Below are 20,174 nucleotides of genomic sequence, written 5' to 3'. Positions count from 1 at the left end.
GCGCTGGCGGATAGTGGACGGGTGCGATCCCGGGAGATCATCCTCGAGGCCACCCGAGCCGTGATCGGGGAGTCGGGCTTCACTGCCGTGAGCGTCGCCGGAGTGGCCAGGCGTGCGGGAGTGAGTCGGCAGACCGTCCATTCGATCTTCGGGACCCGGGAAGAGTTGGTGTCCCAGGCCGTCTCCGACCGGCTGACCTCGCTGACCGGGGCATTCGCCGAATTGATGGAGTCGACCGGGTCGCCATTGGAAATGTTCGTCGAGATGATGATCCAGGCGCGTCACCACGTCCTCGGCGATCCGTTGCTCCGGGGGCTCACGCTGTCCGGAACGGCCAACCCGATCTTCGACCCGGGAGCGGCCCGCCGCGCGCGTGACTACGCGGTGGCACTGCTCTCTCCCGCCGTCGAGCGCTTCCCTGAGCTCGAGGGCAGGGTGGATAACCTGGCTGACATCGCCGTGCACGTCGGCTGGTCGGTGCTCTGCCTGGACGACCCTGCCTCCCGTCCCGACGACGAGCTGCGCGCGTTCATCTCCGGGTGGATGGCGCCCGTCCTGGGACCGCTCCACCGGGAGTGATCGCGGGAACTACGCCCGGAGAGTCCGATACACTCCCCGTCATGGCTTGCTTCCAGACCCTGATTCGGGACCGTCGCTTCTAGCGGCGGATTCCCTCCTGTAGGACGCTTCCGCCGCTCCGCGGTCCAGCCGGGCGGCGCTTCTGCATGCCCGGGCGCACTCTCTTCATTCGGAGCGTCTTCACATGCCCACCTACCGGGGCGGCCGACACGAGCACGGCCAGAACTTCCTCACCGACACCACCGTCGTCGACGAGATCATCGACATCGTCGACGACACCTCCGGGCCGATCATCGAGATCGGGCCCGGCCGGGGTGCACTGACCACCCCGTTGCAGACACTGGGTCGCCCACTCACCGCGGTGGAGATCGACGCCCGAACGGTCGAGCACCTACAGGGTTCACTCGCTACAGACGTAAATCTGGTGCACGCGGACTTCGTGCGGTGGCCGTTGCCGACGACTCCCCATGTGGTCGTGGGCAACCTCCCGTTCCACCTCACCACCTCGATTCTGCGCAAACTACTCCACTCCTCGTCCACGACGACGGCCGTCCTGGTGGTCCAGTGGGAGGTCGCGCGACGCCGAGCAGGCGTCGGGGGCGCAACCATGATGACCGCGCAGTGGTGGCCGTGGATCGAGTTCACGCTGCATCGCCGGGTGACCCGCCGGGCCTTCCGGCCGGAGCCGACCGTCGACGGAGCGTTGCTCGTCCTGTCCCGGAGGCCTCGTCCTCTTCTCGCTGAAAACGAGAGGAGTGCATACCGACGTTTCGTTCACGACGTCTTCACCGGCCGTGGCCGAGGCATCGCTGCGATCCTGGCCTCGGTCGTGCACCCGCGGCGCAGATCAGCTGTCCGGGGAGTCATCGCCCGGGCGGGCGTGGCACCGAATGCCCTGCCCAAGGATCTCACCGCGCATCACTGGGTTGCGCTGTATGCGGCACTGGGGCAGGTGGTCCGGTAGCACACCCGGGAATGTCGACCCGGCCGGGCTTCAGGCGAGTTCGACCAGCATCTTGCCGACGTTGCCGCCGTCGAGCATCGCCAGGAAGGCATCGACCGCGTTGTCGATTCCGCGATGAATGGTGGCCTCGGCCGTCAACTCTCCGCGTGAGATCCAGCCGACGGTGCGATCTTCGAACTCCGCGCGTAGGTCCTCGTGATCTCGGACGATGAACCCTCGCAACGTGATCCTCTTGAGTATCGCCTGCATGAGATGGTCCACCGGTGGTCGATCCGCGCCGCCGTTGGAGATCATGCCGCACAGTGCTACGCGGCCGTTGATCCGCAGACTCTGCAGGGCGGCCACCAGATGGTCACCGCCGACGTTGTCGAAGTAGAGGTCGATGCCGTCCTCGGCACATCGTCGGAGTCCCTCGGAGACGGGCTCCGAGCGGTAGTCAATCGACGAGTCGTAGCCGAAACGATCGGTCAGCAACGACGCCTTGGCCTGGCCGCCAGCGCTCCCGATGACCCTCCCCGCACCGAGCAGCTTCGCGAACTGGCCGGCGGCGCTCCCCACTGCACCGGCAGCCGCGGAGACGAACACGTCGTCACCGGGCTGCAGGCCCCCCGCACGCAGTAACCCCGCGTAGGCGGTGAAGCCCGGTTGGCCGAGAACACCGAGCCAGTGGTGCAGTTCCACCCCACGTGGGTCGATCACCGTGGCGGCCGCGGCGTCCACGACCGCGTGCTCTCGCCAGCCGAGCCGATGCCGCACGAACGAGCCCTCGGGGATGTCCGCGTTTCCGTGGACCACGATGCCGATAGCGGAGCCGTCGAGGGGCTGTCCCTCCCGGAAGTTGGTGGTGTAGTGCATCTCCGAGGTACCCAGCCGGCCCTTCATCGACGGGTCCACTGACATGAACCGATTCTCGACGACCAGCTGGTCCTTTCCCGGTGCGGCGAGATCCAACTCGCGCACCTCGAAGTTCTCCGGGTGGGGCTGACCGTCCGAGGGGCGTCGACGAAGGACGACGGCTCGGGTCCGCGTGCCCGCTGGGGCCGTCACGGCAGCTCCAGAATCGTGACCGTGCCCTTGGCTCCATCGACCTCGACCAGCGTGCCCTCGGGAATGCGGCGGGTGGCACCGGGCACACCCGCCGTGCACGGGATCCCGAGCTCACGACTCACGATCATGGCGTGCGAACCCATCGCTCCGACATCGGTGATGGCCGCCGCGGACACCATGAACAACGGTGTCCAGGAGGGGTCGGTCTGCGGCGCGACGAGGATCTCCCCGACCTCGAAACTCCGGAGGTCGTCCATCGACGTGATGGTGCGGGTGCGGCCTCGCGCCACTCCCGGTGAGGCGCCGGAGCCGTGGAGCACCTCCCCGGTCTCGGCGAGGACGACCGCGCTGTCGCCTTTGCGTCGCAGGCTCTCCAGCGGCGGAATCGGCTGGCGGGTGTCCAGGAAAGTCGGCAGTTCGAGGCCGAACAGGTCCTTCCATGCGCGGTGGCGATCGGCGAGAACACCCTTGAGAGCCCGGGGCTCGCTCGCGAGCAGGTCCAGTTCGTCGTCCACGGCCATGAACACCAACTCGGGCGCGTCCAGATCTCCGCTCTCGTGCAGACGCCTACCGAGCTCCATCAACGGGACTCGGGCCTCGTGAAGCACCTTGATGCAGTTCGACTTGGCCCGCTCTCGCCAGGCAGCGAAACGACGAGCGGAGGCGAGCGCTGCTGCCAGGGTGGCCTGTGCCTCGGAGTCGTCCCCGACGATCGCTCTTGCCTGCGCGAGCGCCTCGCCGGTCTCCTGCGAATGCTCGGCCAAGCGCGCGGTCGGCGAGGCGGTGTCCTCCTGGAGCCGGAGTCGGTCCACCAGCGAGATCACCAGTTCCGGGTTTGTCTCCCACGAGACCGATCCCAGATCCCATTCGTTGGGACCGCGATAGCCGAAGTCGGCGATGAATCGGGCGAACGCGGCATCGAAGTCGGGGTCGATTCCCCGAACCCGCGACGTGATGTCCGCCAGCCCTTCGTCGAACGCTGCCGTCAGCTGCCCATTGGCTCGCACCATCCGACCGAGCGCCCAGAGAGCGTAGGACGGCAGGGCGGAGTCGACATCACCGGCGGACCCGACCAGTCGGACGACGAGGTCCTGGTTATCGGGTCCGAGGAGCTGACCGAGAACCGACGGTCCGACCGCCGCACCGTTGGTGGCCACAACCTCTCCGCGCCACGCGGCGCGCTCGAGTGGCATGACCGATCGGGCCCGTGCCACCAGCGCCGCCGGGGTCATCGTCGAGACATCGGGTCGCTCGGTCCGCAGACGATCGGCGAGGACCCGATCCTCCTCGAGTTCAGGGAACGACTCGGTGGACATGATCCAGGCGTTCCGCTCGGCCAGCCGCGCGCTGGCGTCGGCGTTCTCGTCACCGGGATGGCCGACGTACTCCGGGATGTCCGGGTCGCCCCCGTAGAAGAGCTGATCGACCAGCTCAACCGAGAGTCCACCGCGGATTCCGACCAACCGCGACATCGACAGATTGATGTACAGGTGTCCGTAGAAGATGCCTGACGAGGCCGCGACATCCGGTTGTTCGGTGAGCGAGTAGCTGCCGTGGAAGGCGTAGCCGTAGTTCCATCCGGGGAGGATGTTCTGGATCCACCCCAGGTCCGCGCCGAGCGGGGTGATCGGATCGGACAGCACATCACTGGCGTTGAGTCTCGTGTAGATGGGCAGGCGTGCACTCGGATCGGTGTCGACCAGCCAGCGTTCTTCGGTCATGTCTTTCTCGTCTCTGCCGGGACCGGATAGTCAGATCGGTCGAGTTTCTGTAGAGCGGGTACAAGTAACTGTGATGTATGACACCCTACAGTCGCTACTGTAGTCAATGGCAAGTTAGTCGGCTCCACAGTCACGTTGTCCATCGAGGAGGAACTCGCATGACGTTGCAGGACAAGGTTTTCGCCATCACCGGAGGAACCCAGGGGATCGGCCGAGGGATCGCCGAGGCCGCGCTCGCGGAGGGGGCCAAGGTGATGCTGAACGGTCGGTCCCAGCAGAAGGGAGACGGTGCTCTGGCAGAGTTCGACGCGGGGGACCGGGCGGCGTTCTTCGCCGGCGACGTGTGCCGCCAGGACGAGGTCGAGCAGTTCATCGAACACACCGTGGCGACGTTCGGGCGGATCGACGTGTTGGTCAACAACGCGGGTGGTGCCAAGGATCTGCAGCCGGCCGCCCAACTGACCGATGAGGAATGGAACCTCGTCATGAACTGGAATCTGAACTCGAACTTCTGGGCGACCCGGCGAGCGCTGCAACACATGCTGCCGAACAAGTCGGGACGGATCATCAATATCTCGTCTGTGGAGGGCAAGCAGGGCAAACCGGTCTTCACCGCGTATGTCGCGGCCAAGCACGCGATCAACGGCATGACCAAGTCGATCGCCCGCGAGGTCGGTACTGAGGGCATCACCGTCAACGCCATCTGTCCCGGTCTGGTGATCACCGACATCATCAAGGAGAACGGCCCGGCGACCGCCGAGGCGATGGGGATGTCCTTCGACGAGATGGTCGCGCTGTTTTCGCAGGAGTCGTCCATCAAGCGCCCGAACACCGTCGAGGAGGTGGCCGCGATGGCCATGCTGCTCGCGTCCGATGCCGGGGCCGGAATCACCGGCGCGCTCCTCAGCGTGGATGGCGGCACCGCGTCCTACTGAGGCTGCGACGGTGCCCCTCCGGACGTTCCGGCCGGAGGGGCACCGTCGCCGTCAGAACCCCCCGGTGGCCGCCCATCTGATGCATCTGTGCAGAATCTCGCGGAACTCGGGGACGTCCCAACTGCCGCGATCCACGCGGCCGAGGTCGGCTATCCCCAGGTCCTGTACGTCGAATCTGCCGCGGCAGTGTCCCAGCGTGAAGTAGCAGACCGTTCCGGGTTCGTGGTGCTTGAGGTAGAGGACCGGCCGGGGTTCGTCGCGGACCGTGTGACCCTCCTCGAAGCCCGTCGACTCGCCGACATATCGCGTGTACGCGAGGACCTCGATCGGCTCGTGCAACTCACTGATGTAGAGCTCGTCGTTGGCCTCGAAGTCCGAGACTCCCGCGACGAGCGGGTGCTCGGGAGCGCTGATGGTCACCAGGAACGGGGCGATCGGTGGGTGGCCGAGGAACTGGCTACCCAGAAGCCCGGGCAGCACACCCATGGTGCGTGGGGTGACGTACTTGGTCGGTGACCCGTCGTCGGTCCGGACGATCGCGGAGTTGGTGCCGTGCAACGCGAGCCACCGCCCCCCACGGTCCAGGAAGCGGGTCAGTGCGTCCTGGGCCTCCTCCCCGGCGACGCGGTTGCAGGTATAGGTGATGAGCAGGTCAGCCCTGTCGATGGCCGCCACGCAGTCGTAGTCTTCGAACACGCGTGTCCGCACGGACTCATGTTCCGCCAGCAGTGCGAGGATCTGCAGCCTGGCGTGATCGAAGTCGTGCCACTGTCCACCGCAGATCACCACCGCGTCGAGCCGGCCGGCGGGTCCGGGCATCTGGCTACCTCCGTGACGTGTTCAGGCGTGCGCGTGCAGTGCTCGTCCGGCCAGCGCCAGGTGCGCTTCACCGAGCGCCTCCGACTGGGTCGGATGCGGGTGCATCATCCCGGCGACGTCGTCGGCGGTGGCCTCCCAGTTGTAGATGAGCTGCGCTTCGCCGATCATCTCGCCGACCCGGGCCCCCACCAGGTGGATGCCGACGACCGGACCGTCGGAACCGGACCTGACGAGTTTCACACCGCCGGCGGTGCGCAGGATCCGGCTCTTGCCGTTGCCGCCGAGGTCGTAGACGGAGGTCGAGATGTCACCGTACTTCTCGGCAGCCTGTGCCTCGCTCAGCCCCACCGAAGCCACCTCGGGGTTCGAGTAGGTGACGCGGGGGATGCCGTAGTCGTCCCCCGGCGCGCAGTCGACCCCCGCGAGTTGATCGGCCACGAAGATCCCGTTGGCGAATCCACGGTGCGCCAACTGGGGTCCCGCGACGACGTCTCCGACGGCGAAGACGCCCGGGACCGCGGTCTGCAACCACTGGTCGACCACGACGAAGCCGCGATCAGTCTCGATCCCCGCGTCCTGAAGTCCCAGATCGCTGGTCCGTGGGCCACGACCGACCGCGACCAGCATAAGGTCCGCGGTGACGGTCTCACCGCCGAGGTCGACGGTGACACCCTCGTCGGTGGCGGTCGCGCCCGAGAGCGGGGTGCCGGTGCGAAGGGTGATGCCCCGTGCGCGAAACGCCCGTGCGAGCTGTGCGGACGACCATTCGTCCTCGGTCGGCAGCACTCGCGGGGCGGCCTCCACGATCGTGACCTCCACCCCCAACGAGGCCCAGAGACTGGCGAACTCGCAGCCGATCACGCCACCACCCAGGACGATCGCCGTCGCGGGCAGGGATTCCAGTTCGAGCGCCCCGTCGCTGGTGAGTATGGGTCCGCCGATCTCGACGCCCGGCAATGTCCGGGACTGCGACCCCGTGGCGAGCACCAACGCCTCCCCCCGGCATCGGACGCTGCCCCCGGCGCCGAGATCGACCTCGACGGTGGTGCCCCCGAGCAGACGACCACGACCCCCGAGCACCCGGATCTTCCTGGAGGCGATCAGTCCCTCCAGGCCACGGTGGAGACCATCGACGACCTGCTGCTTGTAGCCGTGCATGGCACTGAGGTCGACTCCGCCGAGCGTCGCCTCGATCCCGAAGTCGGCGGCGTGGCGGATCGTGTCGGCCACCTCCGCGGCGTGCAGCAACGCCTTGGTCGGGATGCAGCCGTTGTGGAGACAGGTGCCGCCCAGCTTGCCGGCCTCGACGAGGATGACTGACAAGCCCAGCTGCGCGGCCCGCAACGCGCAGGCGTATCCGCCCGAGCCGCCACCGAGTACGACCAGGTCGGCGGTCTCGACGTCGCGTGTTGTCATCAGAAGTCGAAGCGGTTGGTGAAGCCACCGTCGACGACGAGGTTGGTGCCGGTGATATGGCCCGCCGCCGGTGAGGCCAGGAAGGTGACCGCGTTGGCGACGTCCTGTGCATCGGCGAGCTTGCCGAGCGCCGCCGCGGACAGGGCAGCGTCGTAGAGCTCTGGCCTCTTCTCCTTGATCGTGTCCCACGGGCCACCCTCGAAGTAGACCGGGCCCGGCGAGACGGCGTTGACGCGGATGCCCTTGCCGCCCAGCACGCGTGCCTGCGCCGAGGAGTGCTGGAGTACGGCTGCCTTGAGCGCTCCATAGCTGTTGGCGGTGGTGATCGGGCCGGCTTCGATGGCCGAGGTCGTGCTGATGGTGACCACCGAGGCGGCCGTGCTCTTCTCCAGGTGGGGCGTCGAGGACTCGATGAAGCTGACGAGGCTCATCAGGTCCACGTTGAAGCTGTTCTCCCATGCCTCGCGACCCTTGCCCGTCATGGCCGAGGCGTTGACGATGACGATGTCGACACCCCCGAGCGCGTCTGCGGCGGCATCGACGAAGGCGGCGACCGCGTCCGGGTCGCCGACATCGACGGACTTGTGGAAGACCGTTCCGGACTCCGCCAGCTCGGCTGCGGCCGAGTTCAACTGGTCCTCGCCGCGCGCACAGATGCCCACGGAGGCGCCTTCGGCGATCAGGGTCCGCGCGATGGCCAGGCCGATGCCCTTGCTCGCGCCGCTGATGAGGGCCCTCTTGCCCTTGAGGTTCAGATCCATGGGGGATTCCTTCGTGTCGGTCGGGATCGTCGGGTGGACGATCCGGAGGGGTTACAGGTTCATCGCTCCGACTTCGGTCTGGAACGACAGGACGTGGGTGAAGTCGTTGATCGACTGGACCGCGCGTCGCGTGTCCGCGGCGCGCACGACGCTCAGTGACGTGTGGTGGACCCGGACGGGCATGTCGAACCCGCTGCCGAGCGCGTCGGCGAGGATCGCGTTGATCACGCCGCTGTGACAGGTGACCACGACGCGACGGCCCGGATTGGAGTCCACGATCGCGGCCACCTCGCCGAGCACCCGGTCGCGGAACGCGACCGGGTCTTCTGCGTAGGGGAAGGCCTGGTAGCTCCGCGTGCGGGCGTGCTCCCGGAAAATCCGCGAGAGCTCGTCGTGCGGCAGCGTCTCGAACGGAGACTGATCGGCGGGGAAGTCCTGCCAGGGCTCGTACTCGGTGAGGGCCTCGCGGATGGTGGGCTCTAGGCCGTGGTGACCGGCGATCGCACGGCCCGTGTCGAGCGCGCGGCGCAGCGGCGACGAGTAGACCGCGTCGATCTGCCTGGACCTCGTCCGTTCGGCCACCGCCGCCACCTGGCGCCGGCCCAGTTCGGACAGTGGGGGATCCACGGTCTCGGACGCGCTCAGTTCCCGGGTCAGCACCTGCTCACCGTGGCGGACCAGGATCAACTCGCACAGCCCGGTCAGCGGTGCAAACGGGTTGTCGAGATCGATGGTTCGCGCACGGGTCTGGTTGAGCACGGGTTTAGTGAACCACAGACTAGGGACACTATAAAGATACTACGGAGAAAAGCCTGGTAATCGCATCGTGAGTCGGCCGAAACTTGACTCCGTTTCGGTCCAGGTCACACGCTGACGATGTCAGTGGCGAGTTCGCGCACCTCGTCGGAGAAGCGACGGCGGCCGAGATTCGCGAGCACTGCGTCCTCGGTCAACCACGATGCCGCCGACACCTCGAGCAGGCTCGAGAGGGCGGTCGCCGCCGCGCCCTGCGTAGCGGTGGAGGTGATCCGGTCGCGCACTCTGAGCTCGCCGGTGAAGATCGACAGCAGCTCCAGCCGGACCTCGCGGCGCAGCGCCTCGATCGAGAGGCTCCATCCCGGAGAACGCACGAAGTACACCAGCGACGCTGCTCGATGGGCGTCGGACCACTCGAGCACCGCCACGATCAACTCGCCCAGCGACGCCTCGGGGTCGTCATCGATCCGCGCACGGAGGTACTCCAGCATCCGTTCGGTGAAGATCCGCAGTCCTCCGAGGAGAACCTCCTCTTTAGATGAGAAGTGGTAGTAGACCGCTGCCGAGCTCATCTGCGCCTCGGCAGCAATGTCGGCCACCGTGACGTCCTCGATCGATCGCATGGAATAGAGGTGCATCGCGGCCTCGACGACGACGTCCCGCCGAGAAGGGCGATGGGCTGCACGGCGCCCTCCGTTGTCAGAACCTGAACCGGAGGCGCCGTTCGACCGTTTGGCGCCGGCACGCTCCGTAGCTTTTTTGGCCACCATGGCTCAAGCATGACAGCAACCCCACGTGAACGCCTGTGCCATCCTGTTACCACGCCGCGATCCCTGCCCGACGGGCACCATCGTCACCGGTCGCGGCCTCCGACCTCCGAGGGGAGCACGCATGGCGCGGTCCGCGAAATCATCCGAGGGCGCCGACTCGGCGTCCCGGCCCGATCCGGAGTGGCTGGGCTGGGACTCGACACCGGCGGCCGACGATCTCCCGCCCGCCGGCCTCGGTCCCGACGACTACCCGGGCCCAGACGACTACCCGGGTGCTGTCGACAACCAGGACGCTGTCGATCACACGGGCCCCGAGGAGGTGCTGACCGGAGACTCGACCCCGCCGAGGGGGGCGAAAACCCGGTCGCGCGAGTCCTCCGAACCGCGCAACGGTTCGGGGGCCCACCGCCCGTCGCGTCGCCACCTCATCGTGCAGGCCGCTGTCCGGGTCTTCTCCAGGAAGGGCTTCGCGGAAGCGGCCATCCAGGAGATCGCGCAGGAGGCCGGAATGGTGCCCACGGCGGTCTACTATCACTTCGCGAGCAAGGAGGAGCTTTTCGAGAGTGCCCTGGGCTACGCGATGGACGCGAGTTCCGCCGCCGCCCAGACGGCGCGGCCCGACGATGTCTCCGCGGGCCCCGAGTCCTTCCGGGACGTCCTGGGAGCGGTCTGGGACTGGACGGCTGAGCACCCGAACTCGGCCCGGATGTTGTTCCTCCAGATGGCCGGAGGTGCGACGCCGGGCACCAGGCTGCTGACCAGGGAGTACGAAGAGCGCCATATCCGCCGCGCGTTCGACTATTTCCCTGTCAGCGACGATCAGCCCAACCGCCGCGCCGCGACGACGCAACACGCCGCCCGGTCCCTCCGGGTGCGGACCGTGATCGCGACGACCATCGCCATCCAGCCGCTCCGGATCGAGGGCGGGCCCCTGTCCGACGTGCCGGAAGAGCAGCTCCGCACCGCCACGGGGGATGTCTGCACGAGGATGATCGTCGGCCGCTGAACGTCATTCGTGGCCGCGAGCAGCACAGCGGTGAAGTAACTTGAAGTTGAGAACAGTTACTCGATCCTGTGGGAGTTCGGCCATGCGCATCCTCGCCATCACCGGCGGTCACTCGTTCGATCGGCGCGCGTTCAGCGATTTCCTCGACGCCCTGCCGGGCGACATCACGTGGCGGGAGCACCCCGACGCGGACATCGATGCCGACGAGATCGCCGAGTTCGACGTGTCGCTCCACTACGACATGCCCGGCACCCTGCCCGAACCGTCCGAGCCTCCGCACTCGCTGCGCGAGAGGCTGCGGGCGGCGCCCCGAACCGGTCACGGGTTCGTGGTGCTCCACCACGCCATCGCTTCCTGGGCCAACTGGGACGAGTGGTCGGAGTTTGTCGGGGGGCGATATCTCTACAGGCCCGGGACGGTGCGGGGCGCCCCTCGTCCGGACTCCGGGTACCGCCATGCGGTTCGTCAACAGATCACGGTCGAGAACGGTGCGCATCCCGTGGTCGCGGGGGTCCCTCCGCGGTTCGATCTTATCGACGAGACCTACCTCTGCGAGATCTTCGAGGACTCGGTCGTTCCCCTTCTGCGCACAGACGCGCCGATGACCGATGACGTGCACTTCTCGACAGCGCTGGCCATGGCCGGTCGCCGGGACGAGCGCGAGGGCTGGCGACACGAACCGGGGACGTCGCTCGTCGGATGGTGCCGTTCGCACGGCAGGAGTCGCCTCGTCTATCTCCAGCCGGGCGACGGGGCCTCCACCCTGGCCTCTCCCCACTACCGGGCGCTCGTCGCAAACGCGCTGCGGTGGGCCGGGCACCTCGAGTGACTCGTTAATTGACAACGTATCCAGTTATTCCTGTGTCGCTTCTCACTATCTGGTGTTACCGTTAGTGAATACATTGCCAAGTAAGGGGTTCGTCCCACCGAGGAGATACCGATGCGTCAGATTCGCCATCCGATGAGTCGTGCCATCTACGAGTTCGACCAGGACTACAACGTCCTCGTCACCACCAAGGACGGAAAGACCGGCACCTTCGACCCCGAGGGTCGTTACTTGCACGGTGAAGTCAGATCGGTGGACCCGGAGATGGCCCGATGGGTGGGGCTCGGTCCCCGCGAACCGGTGCCCATCACCCAGAACCGCCGATTCATGGGCGCTGCAAAGCTCCTCGAGAGGATGCAGGCCGACCGACTCGCCGAGGAAGCCCGCTCCTCGCACGCCGCCGAAGGGGGCACACTGTGACCGACATCGACGCCCGCGCCACAGATCGATCCGCATCAGACGACGAGCACGGCGAGTACTCCGCCGGCTACCAGCGTCTGCTGGATACCGACACCCACCCCGTACCGCCGGTGCTGAGGGAAGAGACCCACGAGCTCTACGAGGATCAGAGTTTCATCCCGGTCTCGCGGTACATCCGCCGCGAATACCACGAACTCGAGCGAGACCGCATGTGGTACAAGGTCTGGCAGATGGCGTGTCGCGAGGAGGAGATCCCCGAGCCCGGCGACACGCACGTCTACGAGATATGCGAGAAGTCCATCCTGGTCGTCCGCGGCAAGGACATGTCGATCCGTGCCTTCTATAACTCCTGCCTGCACCGCGGACGCACACTACGGGAGGAGAGCGGCCCCGCCGGCCACGACCTCCGCTGCCCGTTCCACGGGTTCTGCTGGAACCTCGACGGATCCCTCAAATCCATGACCTCTGAGTGGGACTTCCCCCACGTGGACAAGGGGGAGATGGATCTTCCCCAGGTCAAGGTGGACACGTGGGGCGGCTTCGTCTTCATCAACATGGACCCGGACTCGGAGTCGCTGGCGAGTTTCCTCGGTGATCTCGACAAGCACTTCGAGGGATGGCCACTGGAGGACCGCTACATCCAGGCCCATGTCGCCAAGGTGATCGACGCCAACTGGAAGATCGCCCAGGAGGCGTTCTCCGAGGCGTTCCACGTGGTCACCACTCACCCCCAGCGCGTCGTGGGGACCGGTGACTCCAACAGTCAGTACGACACCTGGGGGAACTTCAATCGCGGCATCACCGCCAATGGTGTGCCCAGCCCGCATATCAGGTTCACGCCGACCGAGCAGGAGATGTTCGATTCGATGGTGGACGCGCGGATCGACGAGGATCCACTGGTCACGTTGCCCGACGGGGTCACCGCGCGAGAGATGTCCGGCATGCTCGCCCGCGAGGGTCTGCGCGAGGTGATCGGAGACTTCAAGGCGGACAACATGTCGGACGCCGAATCGCTCGACAGCATCTACTACACGGTCTTCCCCAACTTCCATCCCTGGGGCGCCTACCAGCGCATCGTCTACCGCTTCCGGCCCAACGGCGACGATCACGAGACCTCCATCATGGACGTCTACCTGCTCGCGCCGTTCTCGGGTGCGCGGCCTCCCGCCGCCAAGGTCGAATGGCTCACCCCGGAGCAGACGTGGATCGACGCCACGGTCCTCGGTAGTTCGGCGCGGGTGTTCGACCAGGACGCGTACAACATGCCGAAGGTTCATCGCGGGTTGAAGACGACGACCCGAAAGCTACTGCCGATGGCCCGGTACCAGGAGATCAAGATCCGCCACATGCACCACTTGCTCGCCAAGTGGGTCGGAGAAGAGGTCGACTGACCTGGTGCGGTTGGCGGGTCCGGCGTGGGGCGTTCCGGTGCGGACTCACAATTGCCATCGGACCGGCTGGGCGATGACGGCGGCGAGGTGCCGACGGTAGTAGCGTGCCGACTCCTTGTTGAAGGCGTCCATCGCCGCGGCTGCTTCATCCGGATGTCGCGACCGTAATGCGTCGAGCACGTCCTGCTGCATCTCCACCGCTGCCAGGCGGGTCGCCATCGGGTGTTCGTCCGGCTCGGCGTCGCGTACCAGTAGCCAGAGCGTCTCCATCACGATGCGGAGGGCCGGGTTGCCCGTCGCCTCGTACACCCCGCGTTGGAATTCTGCGTTGCCGAGCTGGAAGCTCGCGTAATCGCCCGGGTCCTCTCGCATCCGGTCGAGTGCGTGCTGCATGCTCTCGAGCTGGGTGTCGCTCACGTGACGAGCCGCCTCCCGGGCCACCGTCGGCTCCAGCATCAGCCGGACGTCGATCACGTCACTGATGGTGGCGCCGTTGATCTGGAGGAAGAGCTTCATGATGTTGCCCAGGGAGGTCAGCTCCGGACGAGTGGCGACCGGGCCGCCGCCGATTCCTGCCTTGATGGTCACGAGGTCGCGACTCTCCAGGAGGCGGAGGGCTTCGCGGACCGTGGTGCGCGCGACGCCGAACTCCGCGACCATCTCCTTCTCTGTCGGCAGCCGCTCCCCGACCCCCACGGCCCCACCCAGGATCTCGTCGGCGATGAGGTTGGCGACGCGCGCGGACATCTTGGGCTCCCGTGGCTTCGGCGACGGGCCTGACTCGGTGGTCACAACGGGGATTCCCCCAGCACTAGGCGACATTTGGCGATCACTGTACCCAGCTACGGTCCCAAGTCCCTCAAACTCTGTACATATTTAACCGGTTTCGATACTGTAGTCACTGTCAGGAAAGCTCCGTGGACGCTCACGGGGAACCCGCCCGGATGCGGCTCTGCGCACCAGAATCAGGAGACCTCAATGCCCGAGACCGGGAAGTCAGCGTCCCCTCACCCGCGCCATCTTGTGGTCTCACGGCCGGAGCCCGGCATCGTCGTCGTGGAACTGGCCCGGGGCAAGGTCAACGCGATCGACCGCGACATGTACGGCGAGATCGCCGACACCTTCGAGGCGCTATCCGACGACGCGTCCGCGCGGGTCGTCATCCTGACGGGTCGGGGACGAATCTTCTGCGCGGGCAACGACCTCAAGGCGTTCGAGGCGATGGACGCCGCCAGCGGTGACACCGAGATGCGCGCCGCGCGGCGAGCGCTGTTGGGCGTTCGCGAATGCGCTATCCCGGTGATCGCCGCGATCAACGGGCCCGCGCTCGGAAGCGGTTTCGGAATGGCCGCTCTGTGCGATCTCGTGGTCGCCTCCGAACGCGCGTCGTTCGGTCTGCCCGAGATGAACGTGGGAGTCCTCGGGGGTGGCAAATTCACGGCGCGCATGCTGCCCGAGCAGGCGATGCGACGGATGTTCTTCACCGCGGAGCCCGTCGACGCGGACACCTTTCGCCGGTGGGGCGCGCCCGTCGAGGTCGTTGCGCACGATGCTCTGCTGGAGACCGCACTGGCGCAGGCCCGGGTGATCGCCGCGAAGAGCCGGCATGCGCTGGTGCTGGCCAAGCAGTCGCTGAACGGATGCGAGAACCTCGATCTGCGCACTGGCTACGAGCTGGAGCAGTCGTTCACGGTACGGCTCTCCGAACACCCCGATTCCAAGGCGGCGCTGGCCTCCCGGATGGCCGAACTCTCCGGAGAGAACCGATGACGCGGATCCCGCCGCCGTTCTCCGACCTCGATCGCGAGGACTTCGCCGTCGTCGCGCGCGAGTGGCTGGACGCGAACCTGGCACGGAGGACGACTTCCGACGTCCAACCGACGTACGCCATCTTCCACAACTACGGACACGACGAGGAACGCGCGCTCATCGATGAGGCGCGCGCGTGGCAGGCCACGCGGATGGACGCCGGATTCGGCGCGATCACGTGGGACACGAAGTGGGGCGGATCGGGCCTCTCCGCCTCTCACGAGCGCGTATACACGGCCCTCGAGCGCGAATACTCGACCCCCGACCGGCACGAGAACGTCCTCGTGACGGTGGAACTGGTCGCACCCACGATCCTGGCGCTCGGCACCGACGCGCAACGCGACCGGTTCATCGTCCCGTTCCTTCGTGCCGACGAACTCTGTTGCCAGCTCTTCTCCGAACCCGGAGCCGGTTCCGACCTCGCGTCCCTGTCCACCAGGGCGGTCCGCAACGGTGAGACCTGGAAGGTCAACGGGCAGAAGGTTTGGACATCCGGCGCCCAGTTCTCGGACTGGGGCCTGCTCATCGCACGATCGGATACCACGGCGCCCAAGCACAAGGGGATGACGGCGTTCATGGTGCCCATGGACGCTCCGGGCATCGAGACGCGCCCGATCCGGCAGATGTCGGGAGGTTCCACCTTCAACGAGGTCTTTCTCAGCGATGTCACCATCGCCGACGAGTGGCGGATCGGAGCCGAGGGAGAAGGATGGAAGGTCGCTCTCACGACGCTGGGCTTCGAGCGCAACTCGAGCGCCGGCATCGTCAGCGCGGGCGGCAACTCCGCGGACCTCGTCCGCCTGGCCACGAGCCTCGGAATCGCCCGTGACCCGCTGGTCCGCCAACGGCTCGCGGAGGCTGCGATCTACGAGCGTGCCTCGGCACTCATGGTGTCGCGCTACGCGGAACGCGTGCAGTCCGGCGCGGTGCCCGGGGTGGAGGGGTCGGTCGGCAAGCTGGTGTGGACGCAGAACCTCAAGCGGGTCGGAGATGCGGCCGCATCGTTCCTGGGCCACGCCATCATCTCGGACACCGGTGTCGCGGACACGTTCGCATGGACCGAGCACCTTCTGGGCGCGCCCGGCTACCGGATCGCGGGCGGATCGGACGAGATCCAGCGGAACATCATCGGCGAACGTGGCCTGGGCCTGCCACGCGAACCCCACTAGCGGATACCTCAGGAGCGACATGGCACTCGAACTCACCGTGGAGCAGTCCGACCTGCGCGACGCACTGCGGCGCGCGCTCTCGGGCACCGGCCCAGGCGACGACGTCACGGCCCTGATCGATCAAATGGGTCTCTTCGAGATCCCGATCCCCGAGCAGTACGGTGGAGCCGGATGCGGTCTCAAGGACGTCGCCGTGGTGATGGGGGAGCTCGGTCGGACCCTCGGGCGGGCCCCGTTCCTCCCGTCCGCCGTCCGGGCCGGCTGGGCCCTCTCCCTCGCGGGCTCCCCGGACAGCTGCGCGCGGTATCTGCCCGGGATCGCCGCGGGCACCTCCCTGGCCGCACTCGTCACCGGACCCCGATTCACTGACTCCGGCGTCACTGCGGTGCGCACCGGCGACACCCTCACCCTGCGCGGCAGCCAACCGGCGGTGATCGGGGCCGAGAGGTGCGATCTGCTCGTGGTGGTCGCGTCGACGGCAGACGGCCCGGAACTCGCAGTCATCGGCACGGACGCCGATGGGGTCGCGCTCCACCCACGCGAGAGCCTGGACCTCACACGGTCGTTGACGACCGTCGTCTTCGACGGCGCACAGACATCTGCCGTCGGGGGCCCCGGGGTGCGCGAGGCGCTGGAGCGCGTGGAGGCGCTCTGCCTCACCGCTCTCGCGGCCGAGGAGGTGGGAGCGGCCCGCCGGTGTCTGGAACTGTCCGTCGACCATTGTTCGTCCCGCGAGCAGTTCGGCCGTGTGATCGGGTCGTTCCAGGCCATCAAGCACCGCCTGGTCGACATGTACGTCGCCGTGGAACTCGCCGAGGCCGCGGTGCTCGACGCCGCGGGCTCCGACGACCTGCCCACCGGCGAGCTCGCGGTCGCGGCGGCGACGGCACAGGTCCTCGCTTCCCGGGCCGCGGTGTTCGCCGCCGAGGAGTCCATCCAGGTCCACGGCGGGATCGGTTTCACCTGGGAACACCCGCTGCACCACTACTTCCGGCGGGCCAAGACCGATCAGTTGATCCTCGGTGACGTCCCCGTCCATGCCGAGACGGTTGCCGCCGCGCTCATCGAGCGGAGCTGACCGCGGAGAGGCCGCCTCCGGTGGAGGCGGCCTCTCCGCGCCGGTTACTCGACGACCATCAGCAGGTCGCCCCCGGCGACGTCGGTCGGGTGGTCGAAGAGTGTCCGGGTCACCAGTCCCTCGTGGGTGGCGGTGATCGAGGCCTCCATCTTCATGGCCTCGATCGTGGCCACCACATCACCACGTTCCACGACGTCGCCGGCCTGCACGGCGAGCGTGACGACGCCCGAGAACGGTGCCGGCACATGCCCGGGGATGCTCGCGTCGGCCTGCTCCGCCCGCGGGGTGGAGTCGGTCACCCCGCGGTCACGAACCCGCACGGGGCGCAGCTGACCATTGAGGATGCACAGGACGTTGCGCATCCCCGCCTCATCGGGTTCGGAGATCGCCTCAAGACCGATCAGCAGCGTCACCCCTTTCTCCAGCTCCACCCGGTGCTCCTCGCCCTGCCGCAGTCCGTAGAAGTACTGATTCGTGGACAGTCGTGAGGTGTCGCCGTGGCGCGCACGGTGATCGGCGAAATCCCGGGCGGGGGCGGGGAACAACAGGCTGTTCAGCACCTCCCGTCGCCCGGCCGGGTTCCCGTGCAGGGCCTCGCACTGCTCCGCAGTCAGGGGCGTGACACCCCGTGGTGCCGCGCGTCCCTCGAGGGCGCGCGACCGCAGCGGTTCGGGCCACCCGCCGGCGGGTTCGCCGAGGTCCCCGTGGAGGAACTCGATCACCGAGGACGGAATGTCGAACTCGGCCGGGCTCTCGGCGAAGTCGTCGGCGCTGAGTCCGGCACCGACCAGAGCGAGTGCCAGGTCGCCGACCACCTTCGACGACGGGGTGACCTTGGTCGGACGCCCGAGTACGCGATCGGCGTCGGCGTAGGCCCTCTCCACGTCCTCGAATCGGTCCGCGAGTCCGAGGGCGACCGCCTGCTGGCGGAGGTTGGACAGCTGCCCGCCCGGGATCTCGTGGGTGTACACCCTCCCGGTCGGGGCGGGGAGACCGGACTCGAACGGCGCGTAGTTCGATCTCACCGCCGCCCAGTATGGCTCGAGGTCACAGACGGACTGCAGATCCAACCCGGTGTCCCGCGGCGTGTGTTGCACCGCGGCGACGATCGCGGAGATCGCCGGTTGGCTGGTCGTCCCCGCGAGCGCTGCGCTCGCGCCGTCGACCGCGTCGACCCCGGCCTCCCATGCCGCGAGGTAGGTCGCGAGTTGCCCACCCGGCGTGTCGTGGGTGTGCAGGTGCACCGGGAGGTCGAAACGAGACCGTAGTGCGCGCACCAGAGTGGCCGCGGCGGGGGGACGGAGAAGACCGGCCATGTCCTTGATCGCCAGGACGTGGGCGCCGGCCTCGACGATCTGCTCCGCCAACCGCAGGTAGTAGTCGAGCGTATAGAGCTGTTCTCCGGGATCCGAGAGATCGCCGGTGTAGGACATCGCCACCTCGGCGACGGCGTGGCCGGTGCCCGCGACCGCGTCGATGGCCGGCCGCATCGCCTCCACGTTGTTGAGGGCGTCGAAGATCCTGAAGATGTCGACCCCGGTCGACGCGGCCTCGCGCACGAACGCGTCGGTCACCTCCTCCGGGTACGGGGTATAGCCCACTGTGTTGCGTCCGCGCAGCAACATCTGGATGCACAGGTTGGGCATGGCCTCGCGGAGCTGCGCGAGGCGGTCCCACGGATCCTCGTTGAGGAAGCGCAGAGCGACATCGAACGTGGCTCCACCCCAGGCCTCGACCGACAGCAGCTCAGGCGTCATGCGGGCCACGTGGGGCGCGACCGCCACCAGGTCCCGGGTTCGGACGCGGGTCGCGAGCAGCGACTGGTGCGCGTCACGGAAGGTGGTGTCGGTGACCGCCAGTTCCTCGGAGCGACGGAGGGCGGCGGCGAACCCCTCGGGGCCCATCCGCTGCAACCGGTCCCGCGAGCCGGCGGGGGGTGTCGCGGCCAGGTCGAGCGGTGGGAGTTTGTCGACCGCGTACACGGTGGACGGCCGCTCCCCGTGCGGCCGGTTCACCGTGACATCCGCGAGGTACCGGAGGATGCGGGTCCCGCGGTCCGCGGACGTGTGACGATCGAGCAACTCGGGATGGGCTTCGATGAACCCGGTCGTGACGTTCCAGTCGGCGAAGTCCGGGCTCTCCAGTACCGCCTGCAGGAACGGGATGTTGGTCGTCACGCCACGCACGCGGAACTCCGCGATCGCGCGTCGGGCGCGGGTGCGGGCGGTGAGTAGGTCGCGGCCCCGGCACGTGAGCTTCACGAGCATGGAGTCGAAGTGTGGACTGATCTCCGATCCGATCCCCACGCTGCCGTCGAGGCGCACACCGGACCCGCCCGGGGTCCGGTACGCGGTGATCCGACCGGTGTCGGGCCGGAACCCGTCGGTGGGGTCTTCGGTGGTGATGCGGCACTGCACCGCGGCGCCCCGGATCCTGACGGACTCCTGGGTCAGGCCGATGTCGGCCAACGACTCGCCCGCTGCGAGACGCAGCTGCGCCGCGACGAGGTCGACGTCGGTGATCTCCTCGGTGACGGTGTGCTCGACCTGGATGCGGGGGTTCATCTCGATGAACACGTGCCGACCCTGTCGGTCGAGGAGGAACTCCACTGTGCCGGCGCCGGTGTACCCGATGTGGCGGGCGAATCGCACCGCGTCGTCACACATCCGGCGGCGCAGGTCGTCGTCGAGACCGGGAGCGGGGGCCA

At 67.5% G+C, this 20,174-nt stretch carries 19 protein-coding genes; 10 read left to right on the top strand and 9 right to left on the bottom strand.

The annotated features are described in order from the left end of the window. Positions 1-21: 21 nt before the first annotated feature. Positions 22-579 (top strand): TetR/AcrR family transcriptional regulator, encoded by a 558-nt coding sequence (locus G6027_RS02270; RefSeq protein WP_182635026.1) that lies wholly within the window; start codon positions 22-24, stop codon positions 577-579. A 184-nt stretch (positions 580-763) separates the two neighbouring features. After that, on the top strand, positions 764-1,543 hold the full coding sequence (erm, locus tag G6027_RS02265; RefSeq protein ID WP_182635025.1) for a 23S ribosomal RNA methyltransferase Erm: 780 nt from the start codon (positions 764-766) through the stop codon (positions 1,541-1,543). Positions 1,544-1,573: 30 nt separating this feature from the next. On the opposite strand, the gene G6027_RS19415 is transcribed toward erm, so the two are convergent. Together G6027_RS19415 and G6027_RS02255 are read right to left on the bottom strand one after the other, a co-directional pair. Continuing rightward, a complete protein-coding gene (locus tag G6027_RS19415) occupies positions 1,574-2,590 on the bottom strand; it encodes a zinc-binding dehydrogenase (RefSeq protein ID WP_182635023.1) in 1,017 nt (338 codons plus the stop codon). Further along, entirely contained in the window at positions 2,587-4,311 is a 1,725-nt protein-coding gene (locus G6027_RS02255; protein WP_182635021.1) for a PEP-utilizing enzyme, read from the bottom strand. The genes G6027_RS19415 and G6027_RS02255 overlap by 4 nt, the downstream gene beginning before the upstream one ends. Before the next feature lie 158 nt (positions 4,312-4,469). Between G6027_RS02255 and G6027_RS02250 the strand changes: the two genes are divergently transcribed. Further along, a complete protein-coding gene (locus G6027_RS02250; RefSeq protein ID WP_182635020.1) occupies positions 4,470-5,246 on the top strand; it encodes an SDR family NAD(P)-dependent oxidoreductase in 777 nt (258 codons plus the stop codon). 51 nt (positions 5,247-5,297) lie between these two features. On the opposite strand, the gene G6027_RS02245 is transcribed toward G6027_RS02250, so the two are convergent. The 5 genes from G6027_RS02245 to G6027_RS02225 form a co-directional block, all read right to left on the bottom strand. Further along, positions 5,298-6,065 carry a ThuA domain-containing protein gene (locus G6027_RS02245; RefSeq protein ID WP_182635018.1) on the bottom strand — a complete coding sequence of 256 codons (768 nt, stop codon included), beginning with the start codon at positions 6,063-6,065 and terminating at the stop codon, positions 5,298-5,300. A gap of 21 nt (positions 6,066-6,086) precedes the next feature. After that, positions 6,087-7,481, bottom strand: a complete 1,395-nt coding sequence (gene lpdA, locus G6027_RS02240) for a dihydrolipoyl dehydrogenase (RefSeq protein ID WP_182635016.1) — start codon at positions 7,479-7,481, stop codon at positions 6,087-6,089. After that, complete coding sequence (locus tag G6027_RS02235; protein WP_182635014.1) at positions 7,481-8,242, bottom strand: SDR family oxidoreductase; 762 nt, start codon at positions 8,240-8,242, stop codon at positions 7,481-7,483. The genes lpdA and G6027_RS02235 overlap by 1 nt, the downstream gene beginning before the upstream one ends. A gap of 51 nt (positions 8,243-8,293) precedes the next feature. Next, positions 8,294-9,001, bottom strand: a complete 708-nt coding sequence (locus tag G6027_RS02230; RefSeq protein WP_182635013.1) for a histidine phosphatase family protein — start codon at positions 8,999-9,001, stop codon at positions 8,294-8,296. Between the two features lie 104 nt (positions 9,002-9,105). Next, on the bottom strand, positions 9,106-9,636 hold the full coding sequence (locus G6027_RS02225) for a TetR/AcrR family transcriptional regulator (protein WP_277612283.1): 531 nt from the start codon (positions 9,634-9,636) through the stop codon (positions 9,106-9,108). A 253-nt stretch (positions 9,637-9,889) separates the two neighbouring features. On the opposite strand from G6027_RS02225, the gene G6027_RS02220 reads away from it, so the two are divergent. From G6027_RS02220 to G6027_RS02205, 4 genes are all read left to right on the top strand, one after another. Next, positions 9,890-10,774: a TetR/AcrR family transcriptional regulator gene (locus G6027_RS02220; RefSeq protein WP_182635008.1), complete on the top strand. Its 885-nt coding sequence runs from the start codon at positions 9,890-9,892 to the stop codon at positions 10,772-10,774. 82 nt (positions 10,775-10,856) lie between these two features. Next, a complete protein-coding gene (locus G6027_RS02215) occupies positions 10,857-11,603 on the top strand; it encodes a ThuA domain-containing protein (protein WP_182635006.1) in 747 nt (248 codons plus the stop codon). A 111-nt stretch (positions 11,604-11,714) separates the two neighbouring features. Continuing rightward, entirely contained in the window at positions 11,715-12,020 is a 306-nt protein-coding gene (locus G6027_RS02210; RefSeq protein ID WP_182635004.1) for a hypothetical protein, read from the top strand. Beyond that, a complete protein-coding gene (locus G6027_RS02205; RefSeq protein ID WP_182635002.1) occupies positions 12,017-13,411 on the top strand; it encodes an SRPBCC family protein in 1,395 nt (464 codons plus the stop codon). Before G6027_RS02210 ends, G6027_RS02205 begins: the two co-directional genes overlap by 4 nt. Positions 13,412-13,456: 45 nt before the next feature. Here the strand turns inward: G6027_RS02205 and G6027_RS02200 are convergent, their stop codons facing one another. Beyond that, positions 13,457-14,158: an FCD domain-containing protein gene (locus G6027_RS02200; protein WP_241726735.1), complete on the bottom strand. Its 702-nt coding sequence runs from the start codon at positions 14,156-14,158 to the stop codon at positions 13,457-13,459. Positions 14,159-14,389: 231 nt separating this feature from the next. Here G6027_RS02200 and G6027_RS02195 point away from each other — a divergent pair, with 231 nt between their 5' ends. From G6027_RS02195 to G6027_RS02185, 3 genes are read left to right on the top strand one after another with little or no spacing between them, the layout of a single operon-like run. Further along, positions 14,390-15,181, top strand: coding sequence for an enoyl-CoA hydratase-related protein (locus G6027_RS02195; RefSeq protein ID WP_182634998.1), 792 nt, complete (start codon positions 14,390-14,392; stop codon positions 15,179-15,181). Beyond that, a complete protein-coding gene (locus G6027_RS02190) occupies positions 15,178-16,389 on the top strand; it encodes an acyl-CoA dehydrogenase family protein (RefSeq protein WP_182634996.1) in 1,212 nt (403 codons plus the stop codon). The genes G6027_RS02195 and G6027_RS02190 overlap by 4 nt, the downstream gene beginning before the upstream one ends. Positions 16,390-16,408: 19 nt before the next feature. Then, positions 16,409-17,467, top strand: coding sequence for an acyl-CoA dehydrogenase family protein (locus tag G6027_RS02185; protein ID WP_182634994.1), 1,059 nt, complete (start codon positions 16,409-16,411; stop codon positions 17,465-17,467). 44 nt (positions 17,468-17,511) lie between these two features. On the opposite strand, the gene G6027_RS02180 is transcribed toward G6027_RS02185, so the two are convergent. Then, positions 17,512-20,174, bottom strand: a 2,663-nt coding sequence (locus G6027_RS02180) for a pyruvate carboxylase (protein WP_182634992.1), incomplete at its 5' end; no start/stop codon positions are given.

The sequence above is a fragment of the Dietzia sp. SLG310A2-38A2 genome (genome assembly GCF_014145095.1).
Taxonomy (GTDB): domain Bacteria; phylum Actinomycetota; class Actinomycetes; order Mycobacteriales; family Mycobacteriaceae; genus Dietzia.
Note: the sequence above shows the minus strand (reverse complement) of the source record. Positions and strands in the feature narration are given on the sequence as shown.